Here is a 26,210-nt window from a genome sequence, read left to right on the forward strand (position 1 = left end):
TCCGGCCGTTGGCGCAGAGAGGCTAGTGATTGGTCGGCCGCCTCGCCGGGGAGACGAGAGGTCTACGGTCTACCACCCCAGCGAACTACCCGCTCCCCTCTTGTACCCACTCCGCTCCGCCTGGCCAGTATTCCTTTTTCCAGATGGGGGCTCGGGACTTGAGTTCGTCGATCACGTGGCGAGCGGCGGCAAATGCCTCGGGTCGATGTGGCGCAGAAACCGCCACTCCCACCGAATCCTCGCCAACCTGGACGGTCCCCACCCGATGGGCTGCCGCAATCGAACCGAATGCCCATTGCGCCCGGGTCTCGGTGATGATCTCGAGGATCTTGGCCTCGACCACCTCGCGGTAGGCCTCGTACTCGAGGTGGGTCACCCCCTCGCGTCGGTCGGAATGGTCACGGACGGAGCCGAGAAACAGCACGATCGCCCCCGCATCGGGCCGACGCACCGCGTCGAGCAGCGCGGACGGGTCGAGCGGCGATTCCGTCACCGAGACCAGATCGTGATGGGTTAGGTCGCCTGCGTCCATAGAATCGACCTCCATGGCCGACACTACCCCTCCAACGGGTGCCCGCCCCGAGGACGGCCTCCCCCCATCGGAACTCGCTCCGCCACCTCCGTGGTCGAAGGATCTCGGGTTCGATCCGCAGCCGACCGAGGGCCAGCCAGTTGACGAGTGGCTCGCCGGAGACCCCTACCCGACGGTGGCGGTCGAGGTGCTTCGGCCCATCGCACTGCCGACCCGACGACGGTGGTTGGCTCGCACCGGGCGGACCGCCGCGCTGGTGGCGGTCGCGGCGTTCGCCGGCGCGGCCGCCGCCCTGGGGGTTTCCTTCGTGCTCGACGAGGAACCGACGCCACCCGGGGTGACCGTCGTCGAGCGGGTGGAGACGCGGGTGGTGACCCCGGACGAGGGCCTTTCGGTGGTCGCCGCCGTCGCCCGCCAGGTACTCCCATCGATCGTCTCGGTCGAGGTGAGCTTGGAGACCGGCGACGCCTTCGTGATCAGCGGTAGGGGCTCCGGGGTCGTCTACGACACCGCGGGCCATCTGGTGACCAACGCCCATGTGGTCGCTGACGGTCAACAGTTCCGGGCGGTCTTCGCCGATGGCCGCACCTATGTCGCGATTCTTGTCGGTGCGGATCCACTCACGGATGTGGCCGTCCTCCGGATCGATGCCTTCGGACTGACCCCGATCGCCATCGGGTCGGCACAGGATTCCTCCATCGGCGACCTGGCAATCGCCATCGGCAACCCGCTGGGGCTGGAAGGCGGGCCCTCGGTGACGACCGGGGTGCTCTCGGCCTTCGATCGCCGGATCGTGACGGGGGTCGAGAGCGAGCTGTTCGGGATGCTGCAGACCGACGCTCCCATCACCCGGGGATCGAGCGGTGGCGCGCTGGTGGACGATGCTGGCCGTCTTCTGGGCATCACTACGGCATTCGGAGTGAGCGATGTGGGCCAGGAGGGCCTCGGATTCGCGGTTCCGGTGGAACTGGTGGTCCGGGTCGCCGACGACCTCATCGCCGATGGAGTGGCTTCTCACACCTTCCTGGGCATCAGCGGTTCGACCCGGTTCGAGGTTCTCGCGGACGGAGCCCTGGCCCCGGCGGGGGTGAGGGTCGCCCAGGTGATCGACGGCACCGCGGCGGATCTCGGCGGCATCGAGGGCGGCGACATCATCCTCTCGGTCGACGGCGAAGCGGTCTCCACCCTTGATGGCTTGGTGATCCGGCTCAGAGTCTTCCGGGTCGGCGACTCGGTGACGATCGCCATCCTGCGCGGATCCGAACCCCTCGAGCTGCCGGTGACGCTGCTCGAACGCCCGGCGGACCTGTGACCGACAACATATTCGACCGCCTCGCCGACCTGCTTCGATCGAGCGGCCCCGTCAACTGGCGCCTGGCCAGGGAGATCTCCGAGAGCATCGCCGGACCGGCCGAGCCCATCGATCCATGGCTCGAGGAGGAGTATCGGGACCTGGCTGCGACGGCGGCGCGGATGGTCGACCTGGGTTCGCCGCTCGACCCCTCCCTGGGGGAAACCGAGGCGCGGATCGTCGATCGCCGCGGCTGGGCGCATGCGAACATCGAGTCCCTCGCATATCTCGCGGAGCCGCTCGCCGACAAGCTTGCCTCCGATGCCGGCTCGCCGCTTCAGCCACTCGGCCCGGCTCTCCTCGGAATGCAGATGGGCGCCACGATTGGATTCAGTGCCCAGACCGTCCTCGGTCAGTTCGACCTCGGTCTGCCGGGCAACTTCCCCACCGGACCGACATTTGTCGTTCCCAACATCGAAGCCTTCGCGGACGATTCGGCTCTGGATGCCCGCGAGACACGGCTGTGGGTCGCCCTCCACGAGGTGACCCACCACGCCGCTTTCGCGGTGCCGTGGCTCCGAGAGCACGTGATGATGCTCGCCCACACCTTCGTCGAAAGCCTGGAGTTCGACAGCGAAGGGATCGAGCGGCGGATCGAGGCAATGCAGGACCCGGAGGTGCTGCAGAGAATGATGAGCGAACCGACCGGCCTCGCCGGCCTGCTGTCACCCGACGACGACGGCGAAGCGATCGGCCGGATGCGCGGCGTCCTCGCCGTGGTCGAGGGATATGCGGATCACCTCGTGAGAAAGACCGCAGGCACGATGATCCCCGGCGCGTCCCGCCTGCGCGATGCCATCGATTTGCGGCGGGCCGAGGCATCCCAGGGTGAACAGTTGCTCCACCAGGCGGTTGCCCTGAACCTGCGGCACGCCGACTATCGGCGGGGTGACGAGTTCTGCGCCGAGGTGGTGAGACGGTGGGGAGAAGACGCCCTGGATCGAATCTGGGAAGGGCCCGAGATGGTCCCCACCGAAGGCGACCTCACCGACCCGGTGGGTTGGGCAGCCCGGGTCCTGCTCTAGAAATCAGCAAGCGGGCGACCGAGCCGAATTGCGACCTCAGGCCGTCTCCGCCAATGCCGCGACCGAAGCCGACGGCAACTCGAGTACGAACTGGGTCTCGTCGCCGACACGGGCGTAATTCAGTTCGCCGCCCATGAGGCGTGCCAGGCGCTGCGATACGGCGAGCCCGAGACCGATCGAGCCGGGCTGACGGGCCGACGACTCGCCGCCGCTGAAGAAGGCATCGAACATGCGGGCCACGGTGCGGTCGGGAATCTCACTTCCGCGGTCGGCGACCACGATCCGCACCCTGCCCCCTCGCGATTCGGCCCGCACCTCGACCGGCGCGCTCCCGTACCGAATCGCGTTCCCGACGAGATTCCTGACGACCTGACGTACTCGCGCCGCATCCGCCAGAACCAGCAGGCCCGGTGGCACACCGACCAAGACCCCGCTCGGACCACCGCCAGTGACCGAGGTGACAGCGACCTCGACGGTCGACCGGACATCGAACACATCCCGCTTAACCACCAGTTCCTGATTGTCGAGCCGCGCCGCCGTCAGCAGGTCATCCACGATCCCGGCGATGTCGCGCGCCTGGCCGGCGGCCAGGCTCAACAATTCAGCCTGTTCTCCAGCGTCGTCTCCAGTTTGGAGCAACTCGAGAAATCCGATTACGGCGGTAAGAGGTGTCCTGAGCTCGTGGCTGACCGCGCCAATCAGCTCCGACTTCGACCTCACCAGGGCCTCCAACTCCTCGAGGTTGCGGCGCTGGTCGGTTACGTCCTGTAACTCACCTTCGAAGAACACGATCTTGCCGTGCTCGTCGGTGACGGGGCGGGTGTGGTCGCGAAGCCAGATGGTGGATCCGTCGGGTCGTCGGAACCGGATGTCGGTGGTGACGGCATCAAGCCGATCTCCAATCGCGTTGCGTAGACGGTTGAAGTCCTCGCGATCGAAGAAAAACTCCTGGGCGAGACGGCCGATGCTGCTCTCGGGGAACGCCGACCAGATCGGCGAGCGCTGGGTTCCCGTCAAGGAGCTCACCCGCAAGACCGGTCCGATAGAGGCCGACCGGTACCCGATCGAACAGTTGACGGTACGAAGCATGCTCAGCGCGCAGCCGACCCACGATGTGGTGGAGGAGAAGCCACGTCACGAACGCACCGGGCAGAAGGATCCCGGCAGTCGCCAACCCAGCCCAGCCACCGCTCGCGACGACCAAAGTGACGGTGTGAGCCGAAAACGTCGCGAGGGCGGCGAGCATCGTCCATCGCGACGGCTCGACGATGGTGAAGAGCGGGAGGGCGAACATCACCGCGGCCGCCACCACGGCGATGACCGAGTCGGCAGGTCCGAACGGCGCAGCCACCGCCACCCCGACCGCGATTGCGACGGTCAACAGTTCGATGTCGGTCCTCTTGAGAAGCACCTCGACCAAGAGCAACGACCCGATCACCAGACCGAGCACGACCCATGCCAGAAGTGCGTTGTCCCCGGTGATCAGTGCGAGGATCGCGATGAGCGCGGTCATGACGGGAACCGCCACAGCGCCCAGCACCACCGCCCGGCGCAAGAGCGGAGCGGAGCCGGTGGTTACGACCGGGGACCGGAGGGGCCCGGTCGAAGAAGGCATGGGGTTGCTATCGGAAGCGCCCAGCGCCCCCTTGAGGAAGGTGGGTGCCGACGAATCCTGCCCCCGCTCCGATCGGTACCATCGCCGACACCCGTCGAGGAAAGGCTTCAGACCCATGGCTGCTGAGATCGGCTCTCCGGCTCCCGACTTCTCCCTGCGCAACTTCGACGGAGAGTTCGTCTCCCTCGGCGATCTGAAGGGACGGAAGTCCCTCATCGTCTTCATTCCTTTCCCGTTCACGGGGACCTGCGAGGGTGAACTGTGCGCCATTCGTGACCGGCTGGCCGACCTCGAGAACCTCGACGCCAATGTCATTGCCATCACGACGGATACGGTCTTCGCCCACAAGGTGTGGGCCGAGCAGAACAACTTCGGGTTCCCCGTCCTATCGGACTTCTGGCCTCACGGGGCGGTGACCACGGCCTATGGGACTTTCGACGAGCGGGTGGGGGCGGCCAACCGCAGCAGCTACGTCCTCGACGAAGAAGGCATCGTCCGCGCGATCATCGCCACCGAGACCCGCAAAGTGGCCCGCGAGTTCGAGGACTACGTAGAGGCGCTGGCTTCTTTCTGACAAAGACCCTGCGACCCGGACCGACCATAGGATCTGCCGATCATGGGTTCTGATCTTCTCTCGACCCTCGACTTCGGCAGGCGTGAACAGCCCGCCGCAGACACCGAACTGCGCGTGCAGCTCACTGAATGGCTCGGCTACCAACGGCACGAGTTCAACCGGAAACTCCGCGACCTGACGCCCACTGGGCTCGTTGCCTGGTCGATACCGCCGGTCGAACTCTCGGTCCTCGGCCTGCTCAGGCACCTGACCCAGATGGAGCACGTGTTCCTGTCGTGGGGGCTTGCCGGCGGAACCCGGTTGGACCACTACGGGGACGACGACTACGCGGGTGGATCGGTGGAGACCATCGACACCGACCTCAAGCTCTACCTGGACGAAGTGGAGAAGGCCGACATTGCGATAGGCGCCATGTCCGATCTGGACGCGGTCGGCGCGGGCCACGGACGGCCGCTCGGTGCCGTGCTGATCAAGATGATCGACGAGTACGCCCTGCACAGCGGCCAGGCCCACATGCTGAGGTACGCCGCCCTCGGCAAGATCATCCGCTGAGCAGGGTCTCGATCGCGGGACCGTTTCTTGTCATACCGGGGCGATACGTTTGAGCCATGTTGGAAACCCTTCAAGCACCTGCGACCGATACGCCGTTGCTTTCGGACGATGAACTTCTCGCCGCTTTCGAGCAGGGATGGATCGAACACCGGCGCATCGAAGCCCGCAACGCCGCGTTGTTGGCCGAGATCGATCGACGGCGCGCCTACCAGCCATACGGCTACCTGTCGACCACCGCCTATGTTGCCCATGCCACCTCTGAGTCCCAGCAGGCAGCCGCCGGTGAGGTCCGGGTCGCCCGGGGCCCTCACCGAGATGCCCGCAACCGCAGCCGCCTTCACCGAGGGTGATATCGACCGGACCCGGGTCCGTCGCCTGATCAAAGCCTGGGAGACCGCTCCGCAACCGTTCGCCCGTGCCGAATCGATGCTGGTAGACAAGGCCCGCAGCCTCGACGCGGCAGGTTTCACCATCGCCGTCGAAATGTGGCGACGGGGAACCGAACCCGAGATCGCCGCCGAAGAAGAACGCCAACGATTCGCCCGCCGACGCCTGACGATCCGGGAACGCTTCGATGGGATGATCGAACTCGAAGCCCTCCTCGACGTCGTCTCCGGCGAAACCATCCGCACCGCCATCGAATCTCTCGCCAGTCCCGCCAACCGCAGCAGCTACGACGAGCGGACCCCCACCCAGAACCGCGCCGACGCCCTTTCGGAGATCTGCCGCAACCACCTCGACACCGGCACCGCCCCCACCCAGGGGGGCCGCAAACCCCACCTCAACATCCTCGTCGACCTTGACACCCTCCACGGACCCACCCGCCGCTCCGAAATCGGCCACGGAAGACTCCTCGGACCAGCGGGCATCGAGTTCCTCGCCTGCGACTCCACCGTCTGCCGCGTCGTCGGCGACGGCCCCGGTCACATTCTCGACATGGGAAGAAGCGTCCGCACCGCAACCCCCGCCCAACTACAGGCACTCGCCATCCGCGACGGCGGCTGCGTCATCCCCGGATGCGGACGCCCACCTGCTTGGTGCGACGCCCACCACCTCATCGCATGGATCGAAGGCGGCTTCACCAACATCGACGAAATGTGCCTCCTCTGCCGACCACACCACCTCGCCCTCCACCTCGGCGCGATTCAGTTACCCCAGTTGGAGTGACCGCGGCCGGCGGTCACTCCCTACGGTTCAGAAATATCAGAAACCACCCGCCGACCTCTGCTGATTGATGCCGTCTGGCGACATTCGCCGCACCCTCAGGAACGGCACCGTGCTCCGACACCTACCCCGTCAGCCGATACCCCACCCCTCGCACTGTTTCGATCCGGGGGGCGCCTTCGGAGGATTCGAGGCGGCGGCGGAGCCTTCTGATGTGCTGGTCGAGGGTGCGGGTCTCCCCGACCCAGGTGTAGCCCCACACCCGGTCGAGGAACTCGTCGCGAGGCACCACCCTGCCCGGTTGGTCCATCAGGAGTTCCAGCACCTCGAACTCTTTCTTGGGGAGGTCGTGCTCGCCGTCCGGCAACCGCAGGCGCAGCGAGGCGCGGTCGAGTGTGGCCGTGCCGACCGAAATGGTGTCCGAGCCCGCGATGGGTGACGATCTCCTCGCGGCTGCCCTCACCCGGGCCAACAGCTCTCGCAGCGAGTAGGGCTTCGTCACATAGTCGTCGGCCCCCAACTCGAGGGCGGTCACGATGTCGCTCTCATGGTCCTTGGCGGAAACCACCACCACCGGGACCACGGAGTCGCGCCTGATGGCCTTGAGCACGTCGAGGCCCGACATCCCCGGGAGCATGAGGTCGAGGAGCACGAAGTCGGGCTTGATCTTCCGAAAGGCGTCGAGCCCCTCCCGGCCGTCCATAGCGACCGTGACCTCATGGCCCTCACGACCGAAGGCGATCTGTAGGGCCTCCACGAACGACGGCTCATCCTCGACTATCAGGATCTTCACGCCGGCTGCCTCCATCGCGGCAGCGTCACCGTGAAGGTCGACCCGACCCCTTCAGTGGAGTCCACCGAAACCTCGCCTCGGTGGTTACGGGCGATGTGCCGCACGATCGACAGGCCCAGGCCGGTCCCTCCCGTCTCGCGGCTCCGGGCTCGATCCACCCGGTAGAAGCGCTCGAAGACCCTTTCGACATGTGCCTCGGGGATCCCGATCCCCCGGTCGGCCACCTCGATCACGATCACGCCGTCCCGAGCCTCGGCCCCGATGGTCACCCTCGGGGAGCTGTTCGCGTCATCGGCGAACGAGTACTTGATCGCATTGTCGACGAGGTTCGACACCATCGTCCGCAACTGACGGGCATCGCCGGCAACCCGCAAAGTCGGGTCGACTGGCACCACCACCAGCTCGACCTGACGAGCCCGCGCCACTTCATCCAACTCCTCGACGACATCGCCAAGCAAGGCGGCAACCGCCACCGGATCGTCGTGAGCCGCGAGCGCCTCGGCTTGAGACAGGTCGAGGATGTCACCGACGAGGGTTGAGAGCCTGGTCGACTCGGCCTGGAGCCGCTCCGCCAACCGAACCGAGCCGGGGTCGGCGGACACACCGGCCGCCAGGGTCTCGGCAAGGACAGAGAGCGCCCCCAGGGGGGTCTTCAACTCGTGACCCACATTGGCGATGAAGTCGCGTCGCATCGCATCGACCCTCCGCTGTTCACTCACGTCCGACACGAACGCCACGCACCCGGCGCTCTCGACTCCGAAGTCGAGGGGGATGGCGGTGACCTCCAGAGCCGTCCGCACCGGGCTGTACAGATCGAGTTCCATCTCGACCGCGGACCGCTCTCGCATCGCCCGCTCGATCGCCTCGCGAATCCTGACCTCGGCAACCGCCTGACCCAGACGCGCCCCGAAGTAGCGGGCCGCGGCGGGGTTGGCGGTGACAATTACGCCGTGGTCATCGGTGATCACGATGCCGAGGGGCGCCGTCTGGATCGACCCGGCCAGCTGGGCTCGCTCCCGTTGCGCCTGCGCCGTCGATCGCTCCAGCCGACTGAGTCCAGCATCGAGCGCCTCCACCCGATGCCGCCGCCGGCTGGGAGAACCCGCCCCGATCCGCCGAATCGCGTCGTCCAGGGCCCGTCCGAGGCCCCTGCCCCGGAGCAACGCCCACAGAGCCAGAAGCAACCCAAGCGCGGCCACCACAGCCAGCACGATCGTGAGCGTGTCCACAGGGCCGAGGATAAGGGGCCTCGCGTTCGCTCGGCCGCGATTGGCGGCTTCGCCGCCCATCGCGGGAGGCCGCCAGAGGCCGCCGACACTCTTCACTTCCAGTTCACATTCACGCCCCGTCGGCGTCACCGGGGCTCTTTACGGTCGTTTCCGGCACCGACCGCGTCGGCCCATCAACCAGGAGGAACACCAGAATGAATCGCAGGAGCGGAAGGGTGGTTGTGGCGCTGATCGCGTTGTCCCTGGTGGGGGCGGCATGCGGTGGCGGCAACGGCGATGGCGGCGACATCACCCGAATTGCCATCTCCGGCTCGTCGACCGTCGAACCCATTTCAGCGCGGGTGGCGCAGGCATTCACTGACATTCCCGAGAACTCGAGCGTCGCCATCGCGGTCGACGGCCCGGGTACTTCGGATGGCTTCGTGCTGTTCTGCAACGGAGAGACCGACATCTCGGATGCCTCCCGGGCGATCAAGCAGGAGGAGTTCGACACCTGCATCGCCAACGGGGTGGAGCCGATCGAGATCAAGGTGGCGATCGACGGGCTCTCCGTGATCACCTCGGTCAACAACGACGCCGTCTCGTGCCTCGACTTCGGCGACCTCTACGCACTGCTTGGTGCCGAATCCGTCGGATTCGACAATTGGTCCGATGCAGACACCCTCGCCGCCGAGCTGGCCGCGGCCGGGCTGGGGGGATCACACGCCCCGTACCCGGATGCGCCGATCGTGATCACCGCGCCGGGTGAGGAGTCGGGGACCTTCGACTCCTTCATCGAGATCGTCCTCGAAGGCACCGCCGACGCTCGCGGCACCGAGGCCGAGCCGCGGCTCGACTACCAGGCGTCGCCCAACGACGACGTGATCATCGACGGGATCAGCCGAAACGACACCTCGCTCGGATGGGTCGGGTACGCGTTTTACGTCAATAACGCCAGCTCCGTGAAGGCCCTCGATGTCGACGGTGGCGACGGGTGTGTGACCCCCAGCCCCGAGACGATCGCCAGCGGCGAGTACCCGATCTCCCGACCGCTGTTCATCTATGTGAACGGGGCCGAGCTCGCCGAGAAGCCCCGGTTGGCCGACTTCGTCGACTTCTACCTGGGTGAGGCCGGCAACGTGGCCACCGACGGGGCAGGCTATGTCCGCCTCACCGATGAGGAGCGCGCCATGTGGAAGGCCAACTGGGACGCCCGCACGGTCGGCAAGGTCGACGGCTGAGCAGAGGGCGTAGCTCCTCCCGCCTCTCTCCCGGGCGGGATGAGTGGGTGGTGGGCCGGATCAGGATCCTCCGGCCCACCACCCACCCCTCGAGCAGTCCGGATCGATGATTACTCAGGACGACATCAGCATCGCACTCGCCGGCAGCCCGGTGCGCCGGCGCCGCGAGCGCCGCATCCGACGCCTCTTCCTGGGGGCTGCAGCCGCGTCGGTGCTGATCAGCGTGGCGATCGTGGCATCCCTCTTCGGTGAGGCTTGGACCTTCATCAGCAACGTCGGCTTCACACCGCTGGCCGACATCGGCTGGTTCCCGCGGCGCGGCCTGTACGACATCCGCACGCTCCTCGTGGGGACCCTGCTTGTGGCGGGCATCGCCATGGTGGTGGCCGGACCGCTGGGTATGGGCACCGCGGTCTACCTGAGCGAGTACGCCTCGCCCCGCACCCGGAGGTGGCTCAAGCCGGCCGTCGAGATGCTGGCGGGAATCCCCAGTGTTGTCCTGGGCTATTTCGCCCTGACCTTCATCTCGCCGTCGTTGCTCCGCCCGATCTTCGGAGAGGGCCTCTCCGGTTTCAACATGCTGGCCGCCGGACTTGGCGTGGGAATCCTCACGATCCCGCTGGTCGCTTCGGTTACCGAGGATTCGCTCCGCGCGGTCCCGCTCGCCCTGCGGGAGGCCGCCTACGGCCTCGGCGCCACCAAGATGTCGACGAGTATCCGCGTCGTGATCCCCGCCGCGGTCTCAGGAATCGTGGCCTCCATGATCATCGCTTTCTCCCGGGCGATCGGAGAGACCATGGTGGTAGCGATCGCCGCCGGCGCAACCGGCGGCTCGCTGTTCACCGTCGATCCACTCGGTGGTGGCCAGACGATGACTGCGGCTATGGCGTCTCTCGCGATCGGATCCGACCGGGTCCGCGGTGACGACTATGCCTTCCAGAGCCTGTTCTTCCTCGGCCTGGTCCTGTTTCTCGCCACCCTCATCCTCAACGTGGTCGCCGAGCGCTTCGTCCGCAGAGTGAGGCGGCAGTACTGATGAACGCTTCGGCAATCGCCACCGCTCCGGAAGCCGTCGTTCGGGCGCTGACCACCCGCCGCCGTGATCTTCGGGGCGGGGCATTCCGACTGGTCTTGCTGGGGTCCCTGCTGGTGGCCATTGGTGTCCTGGTCACGCTGCTGGTCGATATCGGGGCGAGAAGCGCATCGGTCTGGGGAGACCGCGGGATCGTGGATCTGATCAGCACCGAGATGTCAGCAGACCCCGAGCGCGCCGGCATCTGGCAGGCCTTTTACGGATCCCTCGTGCTGATGGTGTTCACGGCCGCGCTGGCCTTTCCTCTCGGCATCGGAGCCGCCATTTACCTGGAGGAGTACGCCCTGGACACCCGCTTCACCCGAATCGTCAACGCCAACATTCGCAACCTCGCCGGGGTTCCATCGATCGTCTATGGCCTGCTGGGACTGGCCATCTTCGTGAAGATCCTCGGCGGGTTGACGGGGCCGAACGTAGAGGGACGGAGCATCATCTCGGGCGGCCTGACCCTCGGAATCCTGGTGCTGCCCATCGTCATCATCACCACGGCCGAGGCCCTCCGCGCGGTACCGGTGGCGATCCGCGAGGGAGCGGTAGGTGTGGGGGCAACCCAGTGGCAGGCGATTCGACACCACGTTCTCCCCGTGGCCGCTCCAGGCATCCTCACCGGCACCATCCTCTCCCTCGGCCGCGCCTTCGGCGAGGCGGCACCGTTGCTCCTGGTCGGCGGGATCACCACCTTCTTCAGCTCGGGAGGGGCGGGGTTCGTCGAGACACTCCAGGGAAGGTTCAGCGCCATGCCGGTGCTGGTGTTCTCGTGGGCCCGGCTCCCCCAGGCGGAGTTCAAGGCACTGACGGCGGCGCTCATCGTGGTGATGCTCGTGGTGCTGCTGCTCATCAATGCGACTGCGATCTACCTGCGCAACCGATTCGAGAAGGGCGTGAAGACGTGACGACTCCCGACAAGCGGCCCCAGAGCCGGCGGTTCGAAGTGGCGGCCAGCCCGAAGTCGTCAAACGGTGGTGCGCTCTTCGCCCTCGAAGACCTGGCGGTCTCGTATGGCGCCTTTCAGGCGATCGCGGGAGTCACGATGAACGTCCGGCCGAACGAGATCACCGCGTTCATCGGGCCGTCGGGCTGCGGGAAGACCACCCTCTTGCGGTGTTTCAACCGTATGAACGACCTGATCGAGTCGGCAACGGTGAGCGGCTCGGTCAAGTATCACGGAGTGGATCTCTACGGGCCGAGGGTCGACCCGGTCGAGGTGCGCCGCCGGATCGGCATGGTGTTCCAGAAGGCGAATCCGTTTCCGAAGTCCATCTACGACAACATCACCTTCGGACCCCGCATCGCAGGCTATTCGGGCGACCTCGACGACCTGGTTGAAGAGTCCCTCATCCGAGCCGCCCTCTGGGACGAGGTCAAAGACAAGCTCGACGAGTTCGCTCCCGCGCTCTCGGGCGGCCAGCAACAGCGGCTCTGTATCGCCCGAGCCATCGCCACCAACCCCGATGTCGTGCTGATGGACGAGCCGTGCTCGGCGCTCGACCCGATCGCCACCCACAAGATCGAGGAGTTGATGCTGACCCTCAAGCAGGACTACACGATCGTGATCGTCACCCACAACATGCAGCAGGCGGCGAGGGTGTCGGATCGAACCGCCTTCTTCACCGTCGACGTCGGCGAGGAAGGGCAGCGAACCGGCCGCCTCGTGGAGTTCGACGACACCGGAGTCATCTTCACCAATCCCCGGGAACAGGCAACCGAGGACTACATAACCGGCCGGTTCGGCTGATGAATTCGAGTGCGGCGAGCAACCCCTGGCGTACCCTCTGAGAGGACACGATGCAACATCCCCACGACGACACCCGGCACCATTTCAACGAGACTCTCGACGCCATCCTCCGGGGGACGGTCGAGCTGGGCGCCCTCGTCCACGAGAACATGCTTCGAACCACTGAAGCAGTGCTCGAGAACCAGCTCGAACTGGCCAACCAGGTGCTCGCTGCCGACGACGAGATCGATGAGAAGTATGTCGCGCTCGAGCATCGCGTTTTCGAGGTGATGGCTCGCCAGCAGCCCGTGGCCGGCGACCTGCGGTTCCTGGTGTCGATGACGCGGGTTCTCTACGAGATCGAGCGAAGTGGCGACCTCGCCGTCAACGTGGCCAAGGGCCTGATCCGGCGCGAGGGCTACACCCTCCCGCCCGCCATCCACAGCCTGATCGCCCGCCTGTCGCGCGAGGCGGCCGCACTGTTCCGCCAGGGGCTCGACGCCCTGGCCGACCTGGATTCCGAGGCGGGCGTGCGCCTGGATGCAGAGGATGATGCAGTCGACGACCTGGTGGGCGAGTTGTACTCGGCCATAGCCCAGGGATCAGGCGACATGGGCTTCGATCTCGCGGTCGAGCTTTCTCGGGTGGGCCGCTACATGGAGCGGATCGCCGACCATGGCGTGAACATCGCCGAGCACGTGACCTTCATCGTCACCGGCTCGTTCCCCGAGGAATCCGCAACCACTTCCGACGAGGGCTGACACCCACGCTGGCGGCGCTTCTCAGTCGAACCAGCGTCGCCAGAGTCGCACGAAGAAGCCCCGCTCGCCCGGTTCGGGCAGTTCGGCCAGCACGGCCACCAGGTGGTCAGGGGGAAGGTCGCCAACCAGCACATACGACCGATCCGGGCTGCTCCAGTGCACCCAGACGGTGGTCGGGCTCACGATCCGGCGATACACCCCACCGTCGACACTGAACCGGGTCGCCTGCCGGAACTCCACCGGTATCGCCCCCCGCTTCGCCTCGAATACCGAGAAGGAGAACAACCCGTCGGTGTAATACGACTGGACACCACCCAGCGGAGCCGAATACGAGTCGGCCCGGCGATATCCGGCGGCGGTGGCCGGCAAGTGGGCGGACTCGCCGGCCGACTGCATGACGCTGCGCGCATCGAAGTCGGTCGGCATCGGCGGGTGATCATCCCTCGAGCCGACCGAGAACTCGACGAGGGTGGCGAGCCTGTAAAGGCGTCCCTCTCCGTCGAAGATCTCGGTCACCAACGGAATCGTGCTCTCGTCGTCGATGACGAGCCGCGCTCGCACCCGCTGGTTCTCCAGGATCGTCACCGCCGTTGCCGGCCGGCCCAAACGGTTCGTGGCGACAGGCTCTCCGAGCGTGTACCGATCGCTCAGCGTCCACGACGACCATTCAGCCACCTCGAGCGCGTACCACCCCGAGTCCGAGCCGACTGCGACCAGGGATCCGGAGAGCATGAGGTCGCGATGGGGTCCATGCACCATGGACATTCCGGCGGACCTCTCCACCTCGTAGGTTGCCGCAGCCGAGTCCGCCCCCCAATAGCACATCACTACCCCGACCGCGTGGAACTCGCCCGAGCCGGCGTTCGCCATCAAATCCTCGAGGGAGTCGTCGGCGGCGGCGCCTAGCGGCAGCGACACGGCCACCGCCACGATCAGGGTGGTCAGTCCCCGGCGGCTCACGGGTCACCCGCCGGGCCGCGGAGTGTGGAGATGCCGGGATCGACGACGAGCCGGGCGGTGTGCTGGTCGCGGAGCGTGTCGAAATCGAAAGCAGCCTCGGGCTCGTCGGGAACAAATGCCAGGCCGAGAGCGATCACCGCCGCGGCGACACCCGATAGCGCCCAAGCCACCGAGGGACGCCAAGCTCTGGCGGGGCGCCGACCGATCCGAGGAGGTTCGAGCATCGGCAGCGAGCGGACCGCATCGCGGGCTTCCTCGAGAGTCCGGAGCCCATCCCGGCATCTCGAGCACCCCTCGAGATGCTCGAGCACGAGGCGTCGGTCGGCGGGCGAGGCTTCGCCGTCCAGGTAGGCCGACAGGAGGTCGCCGGGGTGGCTCACGTCAGCAACTCCTTCAGCATCTTGCGCCCTCGGTGGATTCGACTGCGCACCGTGCCGACAGGTATCGCGGCCGCCTCGGCGATCTCTTCATAAGTGAGTCCCACGACGTCACGCAGGACGACGGCCTCGCGGAAATCGTATGGCAACTGCAGCAAGGCGCGCTGGACGTCCTCACCGAGCCTGACCCGAGCCAGTTCCTCGTCCGGGGACGGTGATGGCGCCAGGCCTCCCGGATCGTCATCCGGGAGGGGCACGCTCGGCCGGCGTTTGCGCCGCCTGACATCGTCGAGGAACGCGTTGCGGGTGATCCGCCACAGCCACCCGTCGAATGATCCCGGGCGATAGCCCTCGAGACCCTTGCGGACGCGGAGAAGAACCTCCTGGACGAGGTCGCCGGCATCGTCGCGGTTGCCCGTGAGGCGGTACGCGAAGTTGTAGATCTTGCGCCCATGATCGCGTGCTACCTCTTCCCAGGAGGGGACGGCGTCGTCAGCCATCCGCCATTCCCGCTAACGCCAGGAGCCCGGGCCGAGTTCCTCGGCCGGCAGCGCGCAATCCGGTGGAGGGCACTAGCGGAGTGCGAGTGCGTCGATGAACCCCTGCAAGCGTTCCCGCGTGACGAATCGAACCCGCCCGTCACGCCGCTCACGGTCATAGATCTCGAACGGGGCGTACTTCTCGGAGAACAGCAAGCCACGATCACTACCTGAACCGCCGAAGTCGACCACGAACTTTCTGATGGCCGACTCATCGAGCTCCGGATGGGCGCCCGCCGAGTGGGGAACGACCCGCACGAAGGTCGTCTGACCGGCCCGGCGAGCCCGGAAGGTGTCGGGACCGGCCGGCTCGATCATGTACCCGCCTGCACGCATCAGGCCGACCGCGACATCGGGGCCGGTTGCCACCGTCGGGTCGATGCCCTGGGTGCGCAAGGCGGCGGCGGCCGCGGCGGGAAGCCGGACTTCCGTGGAGAACGGGGGAAGTTCCTCGCCCCTGGTGGGGACCGCGACTCCGGGGACGGTCTGGGGCAGGGAGGAGATGTGGTCGAACACGTCGAGATCGCGGGCGCCGTGCGGCATCAGCTCGGGAAGCATCGGCGGAGGGAGTTCCCCGGGGGTGTCGAGCGACACGGTCGCCGCCACCGACCAGTCGCCGCCGCGGCGGCCGAGCGCCACGACTTCGTCGACATCATCGATTGGCAGTGAGTGCCGCTTCTCCCGTACGACTTCGACGGCCTCTCGGCCGAGGAGCTCGGAGAACACCTCGTCGGGCTCGTCGGGTAACGGGACGTCGAAGTGGACCCGGGCCGACTGTTGACTGACGTGAAACTCCGCCACCGTTGGCCGCAGACGGTCGGATTCGACCGTCTGCGTCCCCGGTGAGCTCGCCGCGGTCACCGACCCGACCGAGGAACGTGAACGAGAAACCAGCAGGATCACGATGCCCAGGGCGACGACACCTACACCGACGATGACCCACACCATGTGTCCACTCCCTGGTCGAGTCGGGCCATTCTACGGTGGCCCAGCCGCTCGGCCCGAAATGCGCAATGAGCGCATCGCTTGAGGCCACCCGCTCGTCAGGTGCTCCGGGGGGAGCCGAGGGGCGGGAGGCGGACGACCTACGACGCCCGGCGCGCCGCGGCGATCTGGCGGTCGCGGCGGACACGGCGCCGCTCACGCTCTGACATGCCACCCCAGATGCCGAACTTCTCGCCCGTGACGATGGCGAACTCGAGGCATTCGGCGCGTACCTGGCATTCCCTGCAGATTGCCTTGGCTGACCGGGTGGACGCCCCCCGCTCGGGAAAGAACAGGTCGGCGTTCGCCCCCTTGCAGTTGGCCTCGTCCTGCCACTCCATGTCGGCCCCGGCCGATAACGCCGCTCTCAAGTCTTCGAGCATTTGCCACCCGCTTCTGGGGGAATTACACGCTTGTCATTATTGCGCGCGCACCGCGCGCAGTCAAAGCCGGAAAGTGGCAACGCGCTAAGTGGCGCGCGAGATGCCCGCCGCGCGAGGAGTCGCGGGCCGCAAGGGGGGCGGCTTTCGGCCCGAGGGTGAAATCGCGGTGCCGCAGGTGCGCCCTACACCTGGGACGCATACCGCCGGTTGCGCAGCTTGGCCTTGAAGTAGTCCCGGTTCATGACGGCGATGAAGTCGATCGAGATCGACTTGGGACAAGCGTCCTCGCACTCGCCATGGTTGGTGCAGGACCCAAAGAAGGACTCCATCGTGTCGACCATCGCCTCGACGCGCCGCCACCGCTCGGGCTGGCCCTGGGGCAAGAGATTCAGGTGGGCGATCTTGGCGGAGGTGAACAACTGGGCGGCGCTGTTGGGACAAGCCGCCACACACGCGCCACAGCCGATGCACACCGCGGCGTCCATCGCGGTCTCGGCGACGTCCTTGGGAATCGGGATCAGGTTGGCCTCGGGGGCGCTACCGGTGTCGACACCGATGTATCCGCCCGCTTCGATGATCCGGTCCAGCGCCGAGCGGTCGACCACCAGATCCTTGAGCACCGGAAACGCCGAAGCACGCCAGGGTTCGATGACGATCAAGTCGCCATCGGTGAACTTGCGCATGTGAAGCTGGCACGCGGCCGTGCCCCGCTCGGGGCCGTGGGCCCGACCATTGATCATCATCCCGCACGAGCCACAGATCCCCTCGCGGCAATCGTGCTCGAAAGCGATCGGCTCTTGCCCCTCGAGGGTCAGCCGGTCATTGACCACGTCGAGCATCTCGAGGAACGAGGCGTCCGGGCTGATCTCCCGTGCCCGGTACTCCTCGAACTCACCCGGATGACCGGGCCCCTTCTGCCGCCAGACTCTGAGCGTGAGGTCCATCTACTTGTAGCTCCTGGTCTTCAACTCGACGCTCTCGAACTCCAGCGGTTCCCGAACCACCTCGGCCGGGTGATCGCGGCCCTGCCATTCCCAGGCGGACACGAACGCGTAGTTCTCATCGTCGCGAAGCGCCTCGCCCTCCGGGGTCTGGTGCTCCACCCGGAAGTGGCCCCCGCAGGATTCCTCGCGGTAAAGGGCGTCTCGGCACATCAGTTCGGCCAACTCGAAATAGTCGGCGACCCTCCCCGCCCTCTCGAGAGACTGGTTGATCGACTCTTCCTCACCGAGGATCCTGACATCAGCCTCGAACTCGGCCCGGAGGGCGGGTATCTCGCCGATCGCCTTCTCGAGCCCTGCCGCACTGCGCCCCATCCCGCAGTGCTCCCACACGATCTTGCCCAGCTCGCGATGGAACCAGTCGACGGTCCGCGAACCCTTGGTGGACATGAGCCGCCTCGTGTGATCCCGGACCTCGTTCGCTGCTTCCGTGAAGGCCGGATGATCGCTTGGGGGCGCCGCTTGCCCGAGCATCCCCGACAGGTAGGCGGCGAGGGTGTTGGGAAGGATGAAGTAGCCGTCGGCCAACCCCTGCATGAGGGCACTCGCCCCGAGGCGGTTGGCGCCGTGGTCCGAGAAGTTGGCCTCGCCGATGGCGTACAAACCGGGAATGGTGGTCATCAGGTCGTAATCGACCCACAGCCCTCCCATCGTGTAATGCGGGGCGGGGTAGATCCTCATCGGCGTCCGGTACGGATCCTCGCCGGTGATCCGTTCGTACATCTCGAAGAGGTTGCCGTAGCGCTCGTCGATCGCCGCCCGACCGAGCCGCTCGATCGCGTTGGCAAAGTCGAGGAACACGCCGTTGTGGAGTGGGCCGACGCCCTTGCCCGAGTCGACGGCGCGCTTGGCCGCACGAGATGCGACGTCCCGCGGCACCAGGTTGCCGAATGCCGGGTACTGCCGTTCGAGGAAGTAGTCGCGCTCCGACTCGGGGATTTCGCCCGCGGCGCGACCGTCGGTGCCGGAAGCGGGAACCCAGATCCGGCCGTCGTTACGGAGCGACTCGGACATGAGGGTGAGCTTCGACTGGAACTCGTCGCTTTGAGGAATGCAGGTGGGGTGAATCTGGGTGAAGCAAGGATTGGCGAACAGCGCCCCCTTGCGGTGGGCCCTCCAGATCGCCGTCACATTGCAGGCCTTGGCATTGGTCGAGAGGAAGTACGCGTTGCTGTAGCCGCCAGTCGCCAGGACCACGGCATGCGCCGAGTGCGCGGTGATCTCACCGGAGACGAGGTCACGCACCACGATGCCCGCCGCGCGGCCGTCGACCACCACCACGTCGAGCATCTCGGTCCGGTTGAACATCTGCACCGTGCCGGCCTTGATCTGGCGGGCAAGCGCCTGGAAGGCGCCAAGGAGGAGCTGCTGTCCCGTCTGGCCTCTCGAATAGAAGGTGCGGGCCACCTGGACGCCGCCAAACGAACGATTGGCGAGGAGGCCCCCGTACTCGCGGGCGAACGGCACCCCCTGTGCGGTCGCTTGGTCGATGATCTCGTTGGCGACCTCCGCCAGCCGGTACACGTTCGCTTCACGGCTGCGGTAATCGCCGCCCTTGATCGTGTCGTAGAACAACCGGTAGACACTGTCGCCGTCACTCCGATAGTTCTTGGCGGCGTTGATGCCACCCTGGGCCGAGATGCTATGAGCGCGGCGGGGGCTGTCGTGATAGGTGAAGGCCTTCACCTGGTACCCCTGCTCGCCCAGGGTGGCGGCGGCCGACGCGCCCGCGAGGCCAGTGCCCACCACGATCACCTCGAAGCGGCGTCGGTTGGGAGGGGCGACCAGCGGCATCTCGAAGCGATGATTCGCCCACTTGTCCTCCAGGCGCCCTGCGGGAATCTTGGCGTCGAGTTGCACCGTCACCTCACAGCTCCAGCAGCCCGAGTTGGACCGCGATCGGGAAGGAGAGGTTGCCGAGGACGATGAACCCGGTGAGCGCCAGTGCGATGTACCTCCGCCACCGGTTGAAGCCCGGGTGGTTCAGTCCGAGGCTCTGGAACATGCTCCAGGTGCCGTGGTAGAGGTGGAAACCGAGGGCGATGTTGGCCACTGCGTAGATCACCGCCGACACCGGCCGCTGCATACTGAGGATGAGATTGTCGTAGACCTCACCCCGGGCGAACCCATCCACTGCAGCCGGCTGCACCCCCCAGGTGAGGTCGGCTAGATGAAAGAAGATGAACAGCAGAACGATGGTGCCCGTCCACCGCATCGTCCGCGAGGCGTAGCTGGCGACCGCGTAGTCACGGTCCCGATACGCCCCTCCCCGGGCCTTCCAGTTGGTGTAGGTGAGTGAGTACGCCGCGTGCACGTGAAGCACGAAGGCGAGGAGCAGACCGCCCCTCATCAGCCACAACAGGCTGGTGCGCGGAACGAGGTGGCCGCCGAGGTCACGCAGGGCTTCGGCATAGGAGTTGATCTCGTCTTCGCCGAGATACACCTTCAAGTTGCCGACCAGATGAGCGATGAGGTAGGCGATCAGGACGATGCCGGTGACCGCCATCACCCACTTCTTGCCGATGGCCGACCGGTAGAAGCGGATTGGAAGCGGCGGGGTCCGGGGTGGCTTCGCGGTCGTCGTACTCACGGCTATCGCATTCTCGCGCGCTGAATCGACGGTGGCGAAGCCGATTGGCAGTCCTGCCGCCTCGCTCCCGCACCGATCTACCCTCCGACGATGCGCACACCCCCCAGACTGATGCCCGCGGTGGTCACCGCGTTCGATCACAAGGGCGAGCTGGACCTCGACGCCCACGGCCACAACGTCTCCCTGCTGACCTCCCGCGGCGTCCAAGGATTCGTCCTCGGCGGTTCCACCGGCGAAGGCCCGTACCTCGAATTGGGCGAGCGAACCCGGTTGGCCGCAGCCGCCCGGGCCGCCGCGCCCGACTCCTTCCTGATGGTGGGGTTGGCCGCAGAGTCGCTGCGATCGGCCCTGGCGCTGGCCGAGGAGGCTGCCCACGGTGGCGCCGACGCGGTCCTTGCCCTCACCCCCACCACCCTGGTGCGTCATCGACCCGATCTGGCCGAGGGGTTCTTCCGCGATCTGGCGGCGCGTTCTGCCCTTCCGATCTACCTCTATTCGGTCCCGCCGGTCACCGGCGTGGAGGTCGCGCCTGAATCCGCCATTCGCCTCGCCGCCGAGGCAAATATCGTCGGCATGAAGGATTCAGGGGGGCATCCCGGCAGGATCTCGACGATCGCCCGGGAAGCGGGTTCGGAGTTCTCCGTTTTCTGCGGAGCCTCGGCCGCGATCGCCCTCAGCGTCACCGGCGGGGCGTTCGGCGCGATCACCGCCAGCGCCAACTATGCCCCTGCTCTGGCAGCACTTGTCGTCGAGAACGCTCGGCTCGGGTCCTCGATGGCCGAACAGGATGCGCTGCGAGTGCTTGCTGCATCCGTCGAGCGGCACGGAGTCGCCGGAGTCAAGTACGCCGCATCCCGGGTGGGTCTGGTGACGGGCCCGCCGCGACGACCGCTTCTCGAGCCGGACACCGCGGCGCGCCACGAGATCGATCGGGCGTTGGCCGCAGCCGCATTGACCGGCTGACGACCCCGAGCCGGCGGGTATCCTCCCGCTCCAGGACGGAGAAAGGACCCCCGTTGGCTAAGTTCCTCAGCAACGACTGGCTCGACGCTCTCAACGAGACGGTGAACGCCCACCAGGGTTTCCGCACCGCAATCGCCAACACCGAGCTGACCCTCCAATTCGAGGTCCCGGACGCGCCCGACGGTGTGGAGAAGCGTTACTACCTGGAGATCCAGAATGGCGGCTTGACCGCAGCCGCCGGTGATGCCGAATCCCCCGATGCCACGATCACCAACAACTACGAGACCTCCGTGGCGCTGTCCAAGGGCGACTTGAACACCCAGATGGCGTTCATGTCCGGCAAGCTCAAAGTGAGCGGCAACATGGCAAAGATCATGATGAACCAGGGGATGTTCAACGCATTCGCCGATGCCGCCTCGGGAGTGTCGGTCGAGTACTGAGAGGGCCTCGCTGCGCTCGGCCCGCAATTGGCAATTCGCAATTTGGCCGACCGGAGGTCGGCCCAAGTCGGCCGTAGGCCGCCCGGCGATCTTGGCGATCGTCCAAGAGAACCAAGTTGGAAACGCGTGAGGGGCGCCCTGGGGCGCCCCTCACCTCGTTCCGATTGGACTCGGTCAGTGGTTGACCTGATCCTTCAGATTCTTCGCGGCCTTGAAGCCAGGAGCCTTGCTCGCCGCGATCTGGAGCGACTCGCCGGTCCGCGGGTTGCGACCGGTGCGAGCCGGACGATTCCGGACCTCGAACTTGCCGAAACCTGACACCTGCACCTCGTCGCCCTTGGCGAGCGCCTTGGAGATCGCCTCGAATACGGCGTCCACCGCCGCGGCGCCCATCGCCTTCGAGCCTCCAAACGACGTACCTACGGCGTCGCCGAGCTCTTTCTTGTTCATTGGAATTCCTCCTCTAAAGGGAATCACATCGATGTGACTGTATACCCGATCCACGACAGAATGCCACATTTCAAACCGGAAAGTGTTGATTTGCTTGCGGAACCGTGGCGAGGGCGGCGGCTGCGCCGCCCACTTCGGCGATTGGCGAGTCCGGCGAGGCGTATCGGCTCTCGTGGCCTCAAAGAGCCTCGAGTTCAGCCACCTTTTCCTTCACCGCTGCGGCCGCCGACCTGAGCTCGGCCAGTTCTTGGCCGGTCAGCGGCAATTCGACGATCTTGGTGACGCCACCGGCCCCGATCTGAGCAGGAACGCCGAGATATACGTCCGCTACGCCATACTCGCCCGTAGTCCAGGCACAAACCGGCATGGTCTCGTTGGAGTCGAGAAGAACCGCCTTCACCATCTTCGCCGCTGCCGATGACGGGGCGTAATAGGCGCTTCCGGTCTTGAGGAGGGCCACGATTTCCGCTCCGCCGTCGCGGGTCCTGGCGACGAGATCGTCGATGGCCGAGGCGTCCAACACCTCGGTGAGGGGCTTGCCCCCGACCCGACACTGGGAGGGCACGGGCACCATCGTCTCACCGTGGCTCCCCAGAGTCAGCGCCTCCACCGACAGAATGTCCGCCCCGGTGTGCTCAGCGATGAAGTGGGCGAACCGGGCACTGTCGAGATTGCCTGCCTGGCCGATCACCTGCGAACGAGGGAAACCCGATACGTCGGCGGCCAGGGTCGTCATCTGGTCCAAAGGGTTGGTGACGACGATCAGTACGGCATCTGGCGACGCCGTCGCCACCTGTTCGACGACCTCCCGGATGATCTTGGCGTTCACTCCGAGCAGGTCCATCCGGCTCATGCCCGGCTTGCGAGGGAGTCCGGCCGTGATCACCACCACGTCGCTGCCGGCGGTGTCGGCGTAGTCGTTGGTCCCGGTGACCTTGGTGCGATACCCCTCGAGCGGCCTGGACTGATTCATATCCAGCGCCAATCCCTGAGGCAGTCCCTCGACGATGTCGGTCATCACCACTTCGGCGGTGACATCGGCCTCGGCGATGCGCTGGGCAGTCGTCGAACCGTACTTGCCCGCACCCACCACGGTCACCTTGGTCATTGTGCCCTCCACTGGCTGAATTCGAGGTGAGCGTAACCGCGGCCTGTACGCGGTCCGCAGAGGCAAATGGCCATGCGCCGGCCTCAGCCGGTCGCCACCAGCCCCAACGACGCCATCAGCGCTCGCACCCGGCCCTCGATGTCCTCGCTGATCGACCTGACCACCTCGATTGGCTGGCCAGCCGGGTCGGCCAACTCCCAATCCTCATATCGTGGGCCGGGGACAACGGGGCACTCGTCGCCGCATCCCATCGTGACAACCACATCGGCAGCCGCGATCTCATCCAGTGTCCACGCCCGGGGGCTGTTGCCGGCGATGTCGATCCCCGCGTCAGCCATCACCTCGACCGCCACCGGGTTGATCGAGACGGCGGGTTCCGAACCACCGGACAGCACCACGACCTGGTCGCGAGCCAGGTGACCCAGCCACCCGGCAGCCATCTGTGACCGTCCCGCGTTGTGAACACATAGGAACAACACGGTCGGCTGGCTGCCGGAACTCACAGCCGCTCGATCACCGCGTCGGCGAACCCGCTGGTGCTCACCTCGGTGGGTGCCTGCATCATCCGGGCGAAGTCGTAGGTGACCACCCCGTCGCCGATCGCCGCCTCGATACCGTGCTCGATGCGGTCGGCGGCATCCCCCCAACCGATGTAGCGCAGCATGAGCGCGCCCGACAGGATCACCGAACCGGGGTTCACCTTGTCCTGACCGGCGTATTTCGGCGCGGTGCCGTGGGTGGCCTCGAACACGGCGTGTCCGGTGTCGTAGTTGATGTTGGCCCCCGGGGCGATGCCGATGCCGCCCACCTGGGCGGCGAGGGCATCACTGATGTAGTCCCCGTTGAGGTTCATCGTGGCAATGACGTCGTAGTCGTCGCCCCGAGTGAGGATCTGCTGGAGGAAGGCGTCTGCGATCGAGTCCTTGATCAACATCCGCTCACCAGGCGTGCCGCCGCACTCCTCCCAGGAGACGGTCCGGTCGCCGAATTCGTCCTTCGCCACCTCGTAGCCCCAACCTCGAAAGGCGCCCTCGGTGAACTTCATGATGTTCCCCTTGTGAACCAGCGTCACCGATCTCCGCTTATTGGCCAGGGCGTACCGGATCGCCGCTCGTACCAGGCGCTTGGTACCCGTCTCGGAAATCGGCTTGATCCCGATGCCGCTGTCGGGGCGGATCTGCCAGCCCATTTCGGCCTCCAGGAACTCGAGGAGCCGAACCGCCTCGGGGGTCCCGGCGGCCACCTCCAAACCCGCATACACGTCCTCGGTGTTCTCGCGGAAGATCACCATGTCGATCTTCTCAGGATGGAGGACCGGCGAGGGGACACCCCGATACCAGCGGACGGGCCGCACGCATGCGTACAGGTCCATGATCTGGCGGATGGCGACGTTGAGGCTGCGGATCCCGCCTCCGATCGGGGTCGTGAGCGGCCCCTTGATCCCCACCAGGTGATCGCGCAGGGAGTCGATCGTGGATTGGGGAAGCCACTCACCGGTCTCGTCGAAGCCCTTCTGCCCGGCGAGAACCTCCACCCACTCGATCCGGCGCTTCCCCGAGTACGCCCGCTCCACCGCCGCATCGAAGACCCGACTGGCGGCCCCCCAGATGTCAGGGCCGATCCCATCCCCTTCGATGAACGGGATCATCGGCTCGTCCGGGACTGCCAGGCCGTCGGTTCCAATGGTGATCTTCGAAGGCATTTGCTCCTCGCGTGACGGCGACCGGTTGATTATCGCGGCTCCCCGGCGGGTGCCCGCCACCAGCACGGCGCGCTAGCGAACAGATCCCTCGGCCAGGGCCACCGTGTTGAACAGCAGGCCGGCGATCGTCATCGGGCCGACGCCTCCAGGGACCGGGGTGACCCCTGCCGCCACCTCCACCACCTCGTCATAGACACAATCACCCACCAGGCCACCATCGACCCGGGTGGTGCCGGCATCCACCACGAACGCGCCCGGTTTGACGTGCCGCCCGCTGATCAGGCCGGGTCGCCCGGCGGCGACGAATAGCAGGTCGGCCCGGGCGGTCACCTCGTCCAGATCGGATGTGGCGGTGTGGGCCAGGGTGACTGTCGCGTCTCTCCCTTTGAGACCAAGCATCACGGCCAGGGGTCGGCCCACGAGCGTCGATCGCCCTACGACCACGGCCCGGGCGCCGCGGGTCTCGATCCCGTAGTGATCGAGCAGGCGGAGGATCCCGGTAGGGGTGGCGGGCCGCGGTCCCGGCACATTGCTGACCATGCGACCGAGGTTCACCGGATGGAGACCATCGGCGTCCTTGTCGGGATCCATCCCACCGAGGACCGGAGCGGGATCGAGATGGCCCGAAAGCGGCAGCTGGACGATGTAGCCATCGACCTCGGCATCGCCGTTGAGCCGTTCGACGGCCTCCTCCACCTCCCGCTGGGAGGCGCTCGCCGGTAGCCGCAGGTCGAAGGAGCGCATCCCGGCAGCCTCCGCCGCCTGGTGCTTGTTGCGCACATAGACCGCCGACGCCGGGTCGTCACCGACCAGGAGGGTCGCCAGACCCACCCTCTTCCCTTCGGCGGCCAAAGCCCCCACCCTGCCGGCGATCTCGGCGCGCCACACCGCAGCCGCTTCGGTTCCGGAAAGTACGCGCGCGGTCATTGGCGGGAGTGTATGGCGCAAGCGGCCACCCGCCTCCCGCCACCCGCCTCCCGCAAGAACCAAGAATCAAGACCCAAGAGCCAAGTCAAGGTAGAGACTTGCCGCTAGAAGGGTTCAAGCTCGCAACGTTGCGACCAATGCGTTGCGCATTGCGCATCGCGGT

General features: G+C 66.4%; 31 protein-coding genes. 13 read left to right on the forward strand and 18 right to left on the reverse strand.

The genetic code is table 11. The features are described from left to right. Window positions 1-85: 85 nt before the first annotated feature. On the reverse strand, window positions 86-547 hold the full coding sequence (locus tag WD184_08140; GenBank protein MEX0826699.1) for a molybdenum cofactor biosynthesis protein MoaE: 462 nt from the start codon (window positions 545-547) through the stop codon (window positions 86-88). On the opposite strand from WD184_08140, the gene WD184_08145 reads away from it, so the two are divergent. Together WD184_08145 and WD184_08150 are read left to right on the forward strand one after the other, a co-directional pair. Then, window positions 546-1,844, forward strand: a complete 1,299-nt coding sequence (locus tag WD184_08145) for a trypsin-like peptidase domain-containing protein (protein MEX0826700.1) — start codon at window positions 546-548, stop codon at window positions 1,842-1,844. The two genes, WD184_08140 and WD184_08145, sit on opposite strands and share 2 nt — an antisense overlap. Next, window positions 1,841-2,908 (forward strand): zinc-dependent metalloprotease, encoded by a 1,068-nt coding sequence (locus WD184_08150; GenBank protein MEX0826701.1) that lies wholly within the window; start codon window positions 1,841-1,843, stop codon window positions 2,906-2,908. Before WD184_08145 ends, WD184_08150 begins: the two co-directional genes overlap by 4 nt. 36 nt (window positions 2,909-2,944) lie before the next feature. On the opposite strand, the gene WD184_08155 is transcribed toward WD184_08150, so the two are convergent. Beyond that, window positions 2,945-3,901 (reverse strand): PAS domain-containing sensor histidine kinase, encoded by a 957-nt coding sequence (locus WD184_08155; protein MEX0826702.1) that lies wholly within the window; start codon window positions 3,899-3,901, stop codon window positions 2,945-2,947. Then, window positions 3,795-4,421 carry a hypothetical protein gene (locus WD184_08160; GenBank protein MEX0826703.1) on the reverse strand — a complete coding sequence of 209 codons (627 nt, stop codon included), beginning with the start codon at window positions 4,419-4,421 and terminating at the stop codon, window positions 3,795-3,797. The genes WD184_08155 and WD184_08160 overlap by 107 nt, the downstream gene beginning before the upstream one ends. 217 nt (window positions 4,422-4,638) lie before the next feature. On the opposite strand from WD184_08160, the gene WD184_08165 reads away from it, so the two are divergent. The 4 genes from WD184_08165 to WD184_08180 are packed head-to-tail and all read left to right on the forward strand — an operon-like array spanning window position 4,639 to window position 6,816. Beyond that, on the forward strand, window positions 4,639-5,097 hold the full coding sequence (locus WD184_08165) for a redoxin domain-containing protein (protein MEX0826704.1): 459 nt from the start codon (window positions 4,639-4,641) through the stop codon (window positions 5,095-5,097). 42 nt (window positions 5,098-5,139) lie between these two features. Beyond that, entirely contained in the window at window positions 5,140-5,649 is a 510-nt protein-coding gene (locus WD184_08170; GenBank protein MEX0826705.1) for a DUF664 domain-containing protein, read from the forward strand. A 56-nt stretch (window positions 5,650-5,705) separates the two neighbouring features. Further along, window positions 5,706-5,999: a hypothetical protein gene (locus WD184_08175; GenBank protein MEX0826706.1), complete on the forward strand. Its 294-nt coding sequence runs from the start codon at window positions 5,706-5,708 to the stop codon at window positions 5,997-5,999. Next, window positions 5,965-6,816: a DUF222 domain-containing protein gene (locus WD184_08180; GenBank protein ID MEX0826707.1), complete on the forward strand. Its 852-nt coding sequence runs from the start codon at window positions 5,965-5,967 to the stop codon at window positions 6,814-6,816. The genes WD184_08175 and WD184_08180 overlap by 35 nt, the downstream gene beginning before the upstream one ends. Window positions 6,817-6,937: 121 nt before the next feature. Here the strand turns inward: WD184_08180 and WD184_08185 are convergent, their stop codons facing one another. Both WD184_08185 and WD184_08190 read right to left on the reverse strand, forming a co-directional pair. Beyond that, window positions 6,938-7,606, reverse strand: coding sequence for a response regulator transcription factor (locus WD184_08185; GenBank protein MEX0826708.1), 669 nt, complete (start codon window positions 7,604-7,606; stop codon window positions 6,938-6,940). Further along, window positions 7,603-8,835, reverse strand: a complete 1,233-nt coding sequence (locus tag WD184_08190; protein MEX0826709.1) for an ATP-binding protein — start codon at window positions 8,833-8,835, stop codon at window positions 7,603-7,605. The genes WD184_08185 and WD184_08190 overlap by 4 nt, the downstream gene beginning before the upstream one ends. 194 nt (window positions 8,836-9,029) lie before the next feature. Here WD184_08190 and WD184_08195 point away from each other — a divergent pair, with 194 nt between their 5' ends. The 5 genes from WD184_08195 to phoU all read left to right on the forward strand — a co-directional run bounded on the left by WD184_08195 (window position 9,030) and on the right by phoU (window position 13,623). After that, a complete protein-coding gene (locus WD184_08195; protein ID MEX0826710.1) occupies window positions 9,030-10,055 on the forward strand; it encodes a substrate-binding domain-containing protein in 1,026 nt (341 codons plus the stop codon). 106 nt (window positions 10,056-10,161) lie between these two features. After that, on the forward strand, window positions 10,162-11,091 hold the full coding sequence (gene pstC, locus WD184_08200) for a phosphate ABC transporter permease subunit PstC (GenBank protein MEX0826711.1): 930 nt from the start codon (window positions 10,162-10,164) through the stop codon (window positions 11,089-11,091). After that, a complete protein-coding gene (gene pstA, locus WD184_08205; GenBank protein MEX0826712.1) occupies window positions 11,091-12,041 on the forward strand; it encodes a phosphate ABC transporter permease PstA in 951 nt (316 codons plus the stop codon). Before pstC ends, pstA begins: the two co-directional genes overlap by 1 nt. Before the next feature lie 38 nt (window positions 12,042-12,079). After that, window positions 12,080-12,883 (forward strand): phosphate ABC transporter ATP-binding protein PstB, encoded by an 804-nt coding sequence (gene pstB, locus WD184_08210; GenBank protein ID MEX0826713.1) that lies wholly within the window; start codon window positions 12,080-12,082, stop codon window positions 12,881-12,883. A 50-nt stretch (window positions 12,884-12,933) separates the two neighbouring features. Next, a complete protein-coding gene (gene phoU / locus WD184_08215; protein MEX0826714.1) occupies window positions 12,934-13,623 on the forward strand; it encodes a phosphate signaling complex protein PhoU in 690 nt (229 codons plus the stop codon). Between the two features lie 21 nt (window positions 13,624-13,644). On the opposite strand, the gene WD184_08220 is transcribed toward phoU, so the two are convergent. The 8 genes from WD184_08220 to WD184_08255 form a co-directional block, all read right to left on the reverse strand. Then, entirely contained in the window at window positions 13,645-14,583 is a 939-nt protein-coding gene (locus tag WD184_08220; GenBank protein MEX0826715.1) for a hypothetical protein, read from the reverse strand. Next, window positions 14,580-14,963, reverse strand: coding sequence for a zf-HC2 domain-containing protein (locus WD184_08225; protein ID MEX0826716.1), 384 nt, complete (start codon window positions 14,961-14,963; stop codon window positions 14,580-14,582). The genes WD184_08220 and WD184_08225 overlap by 4 nt, the downstream gene beginning before the upstream one ends. Further along, window positions 14,960-15,460, reverse strand: coding sequence for a sigma-70 family RNA polymerase sigma factor (locus WD184_08230; protein MEX0826717.1), 501 nt, complete (start codon window positions 15,458-15,460; stop codon window positions 14,960-14,962). The genes WD184_08225 and WD184_08230 overlap by 4 nt, the downstream gene beginning before the upstream one ends. Window positions 15,461-15,532: 72 nt before the next feature. Continuing rightward, window positions 15,533-16,447, reverse strand: coding sequence for a hypothetical protein (locus WD184_08235; GenBank protein MEX0826718.1), 915 nt, complete (start codon window positions 16,445-16,447; stop codon window positions 15,533-15,535). Between the two features lie 137 nt (window positions 16,448-16,584). Next, window positions 16,585-16,866: a WhiB family transcriptional regulator gene (locus tag WD184_08240; GenBank protein MEX0826719.1), complete on the reverse strand. Its 282-nt coding sequence runs from the start codon at window positions 16,864-16,866 to the stop codon at window positions 16,585-16,587. A gap of 182 nt (window positions 16,867-17,048) precedes the next feature. Beyond that, a complete protein-coding gene (locus tag WD184_08245) occupies window positions 17,049-17,810 on the reverse strand; it encodes a succinate dehydrogenase/fumarate reductase iron-sulfur subunit (GenBank protein MEX0826720.1) in 762 nt (253 codons plus the stop codon). Beyond that, window positions 17,811-19,727, reverse strand: coding sequence for a fumarate reductase/succinate dehydrogenase flavoprotein subunit (locus tag WD184_08250; protein ID MEX0826721.1), 1,917 nt, complete (start codon window positions 19,725-19,727; stop codon window positions 17,811-17,813). Window positions 19,728-19,734: 7 nt separating this feature from the next. Beyond that, complete coding sequence (locus WD184_08255) at window positions 19,735-20,457, reverse strand: succinate dehydrogenase cytochrome b subunit (GenBank protein ID MEX0826722.1); 723 nt, start codon at window positions 20,455-20,457, stop codon at window positions 19,735-19,737. A gap of 90 nt (window positions 20,458-20,547) precedes the next feature. On the opposite strand from WD184_08255, the gene WD184_08260 reads away from it, so the two are divergent. Together WD184_08260 and WD184_08265 are read left to right on the forward strand one after the other, a co-directional pair. Beyond that, the gene (locus tag WD184_08260) at window positions 20,548-21,420 is read left to right on the forward strand and encodes a dihydrodipicolinate synthase family protein (protein ID MEX0826723.1); all 873 of its coding nucleotides are present in this window, start codon (window positions 20,548-20,550) and stop codon (window positions 21,418-21,420) included. Window positions 21,421-21,473: 53 nt separating this feature from the next. Continuing rightward, window positions 21,474-21,860 carry an SCP2 sterol-binding domain-containing protein gene (locus WD184_08265; protein ID MEX0826724.1) on the forward strand — a complete coding sequence of 129 codons (387 nt, stop codon included), beginning with the start codon at window positions 21,474-21,476 and terminating at the stop codon, window positions 21,858-21,860. A 174-nt stretch (window positions 21,861-22,034) separates the two neighbouring features. Here WD184_08265 and WD184_08270 read toward each other — a convergent pair whose 3' ends face one another. The 5 genes from WD184_08270 to WD184_08290 all read right to left on the reverse strand — a co-directional run bounded on the left by WD184_08270 (window position 22,035) and on the right by WD184_08290 (window position 26,047). Then, a complete protein-coding gene (locus WD184_08270) occupies window positions 22,035-22,310 on the reverse strand; it encodes an HU family DNA-binding protein (GenBank protein MEX0826725.1) in 276 nt (91 codons plus the stop codon). A 178-nt stretch (window positions 22,311-22,488) separates the two neighbouring features. Further along, a complete protein-coding gene (gene mdh / locus WD184_08275) occupies window positions 22,489-23,418 on the reverse strand; it encodes a malate dehydrogenase (GenBank protein ID MEX0826726.1) in 930 nt (309 codons plus the stop codon). 83 nt (window positions 23,419-23,501) lie between these two features. Then, complete coding sequence (locus tag WD184_08280; protein MEX0826727.1) at window positions 23,502-23,921, reverse strand: arsenate reductase ArsC; 420 nt, start codon at window positions 23,919-23,921, stop codon at window positions 23,502-23,504. Then, window positions 23,918-25,120, reverse strand: a complete 1,203-nt coding sequence (gene icd, locus WD184_08285; protein ID MEX0826728.1) for an NADP-dependent isocitrate dehydrogenase — start codon at window positions 25,118-25,120, stop codon at window positions 23,918-23,920. The genes WD184_08280 and icd overlap by 4 nt, the downstream gene beginning before the upstream one ends. 72 nt (window positions 25,121-25,192) lie before the next feature. Then, a complete protein-coding gene (locus WD184_08290; protein MEX0826729.1) occupies window positions 25,193-26,047 on the reverse strand; it encodes a bifunctional 5,10-methylenetetrahydrofolate dehydrogenase/5,10-methenyltetrahydrofolate cyclohydrolase in 855 nt (284 codons plus the stop codon). Between the last annotated feature and the right edge of the window lie 163 nt (window positions 26,048-26,210).

This window comes from Acidimicrobiia bacterium (assembly GCA_040878325.1).
GTDB lineage: Bacteria > Actinomycetota > Acidimicrobiia > Spongiisociales > UBA11373 > JAUYIV01.

What these genes read in the sequence shown, in the direction of transcription:
- icd (MEX0826728.1), bottom strand. Translation starts at nt 25,120, where the DNA reads ATGCCTTCGAAGATCACCATTGGAACCGACGGCCTGGCAGTCCCGGAC.
- WD184_08170 (MEX0826705.1), top strand. Translation starts at nt 5,140, where the DNA reads ATGGGTTCTGATCTTCTCTCGACCCTCGACTTCGGCAGGCGTGAACAG.
- WD184_08195 (MEX0826710.1), top strand. Translation starts at nt 9,030, where the DNA reads ATGAATCGCAGGAGCGGAAGGGTGGTTGTGGCGCTGATCGCGTTGTCC.
- WD184_08145 (MEX0826700.1), top strand. Translation starts at nt 546, where the DNA reads ATGGCCGACACTACCCCTCCAACGGGTGCCCGCCCCGAGGACGGCCTC.
- mdh (MEX0826726.1), bottom strand. Translation starts at nt 23,418, where the DNA reads ATGACCAAGGTGACCGTGGTGGGTGCGGGCAAGTACGGTTCGACGACT.
- WD184_08165 (MEX0826704.1), top strand. Translation starts at nt 4,639, where the DNA reads ATGGCTGCTGAGATCGGCTCTCCGGCTCCCGACTTCTCCCTGCGCAAC.
- WD184_08260 (MEX0826723.1), top strand. Translation starts at nt 20,548, where the DNA reads ATGCGCACACCCCCCAGACTGATGCCCGCGGTGGTCACCGCGTTCGAT.
- WD184_08235 (MEX0826718.1), bottom strand. Translation starts at nt 16,447, where the DNA reads ATGGTGTGGGTCATCGTCGGTGTAGGTGTCGTCGCCCTGGGCATCGTG.
- phoU (MEX0826714.1), top strand. Translation starts at nt 12,934, where the DNA reads ATGCAACATCCCCACGACGACACCCGGCACCATTTCAACGAGACTCTC.
- WD184_08245 (MEX0826720.1), bottom strand. Translation starts at nt 17,810, where the DNA reads ATGGACCTCACGCTCAGAGTCTGGCGGCAGAAGGGGCCCGGTCATCCG.
- WD184_08180 (MEX0826707.1), top strand. Translation starts at nt 5,965, where the DNA reads ATGCCCGCAACCGCAGCCGCCTTCACCGAGGGTGATATCGACCGGACC.
- pstC (MEX0826711.1), top strand. Translation starts at nt 10,162, where the DNA reads ATGATTACTCAGGACGACATCAGCATCGCACTCGCCGGCAGCCCGGTG.
- WD184_08140 (MEX0826699.1), bottom strand. Translation starts at nt 547, where the DNA reads ATGGAGGTCGATTCTATGGACGCAGGCGACCTAACCCATCACGATCTG.
- WD184_08290 (MEX0826729.1), bottom strand. Translation starts at nt 26,047, where the DNA reads ATGACCGCGCGCGTACTTTCCGGAACCGAAGCGGCTGCGGTGTGGCGC.
- WD184_08230 (MEX0826717.1), bottom strand. Translation starts at nt 15,460, where the DNA reads ATGGCTGACGACGCCGTCCCCTCCTGGGAAGAGGTAGCACGCGATCAT.
- WD184_08270 (MEX0826725.1), bottom strand. Translation starts at nt 22,310, where the DNA reads ATGAACAAGAAAGAGCTCGGCGACGCCGTAGGTACGTCGTTTGGAGGC.
- pstA (MEX0826712.1), top strand. Translation starts at nt 11,091, where the DNA reads ATGAACGCTTCGGCAATCGCCACCGCTCCGGAAGCCGTCGTTCGGGCG.
- WD184_08175 (MEX0826706.1), top strand. Translation starts at nt 5,706, where the DNA reads ATGTTGGAAACCCTTCAAGCACCTGCGACCGATACGCCGTTGCTTTCG.
- WD184_08160 (MEX0826703.1), bottom strand. Translation starts at nt 4,421, where the DNA reads ATGACCGCGCTCATCGCGATCCTCGCACTGATCACCGGGGACAACGCA.
- WD184_08240 (MEX0826719.1), bottom strand. Translation starts at nt 16,866, where the DNA reads ATGCTCGAAGACTTGAGAGCGGCGTTATCGGCCGGGGCCGACATGGAG.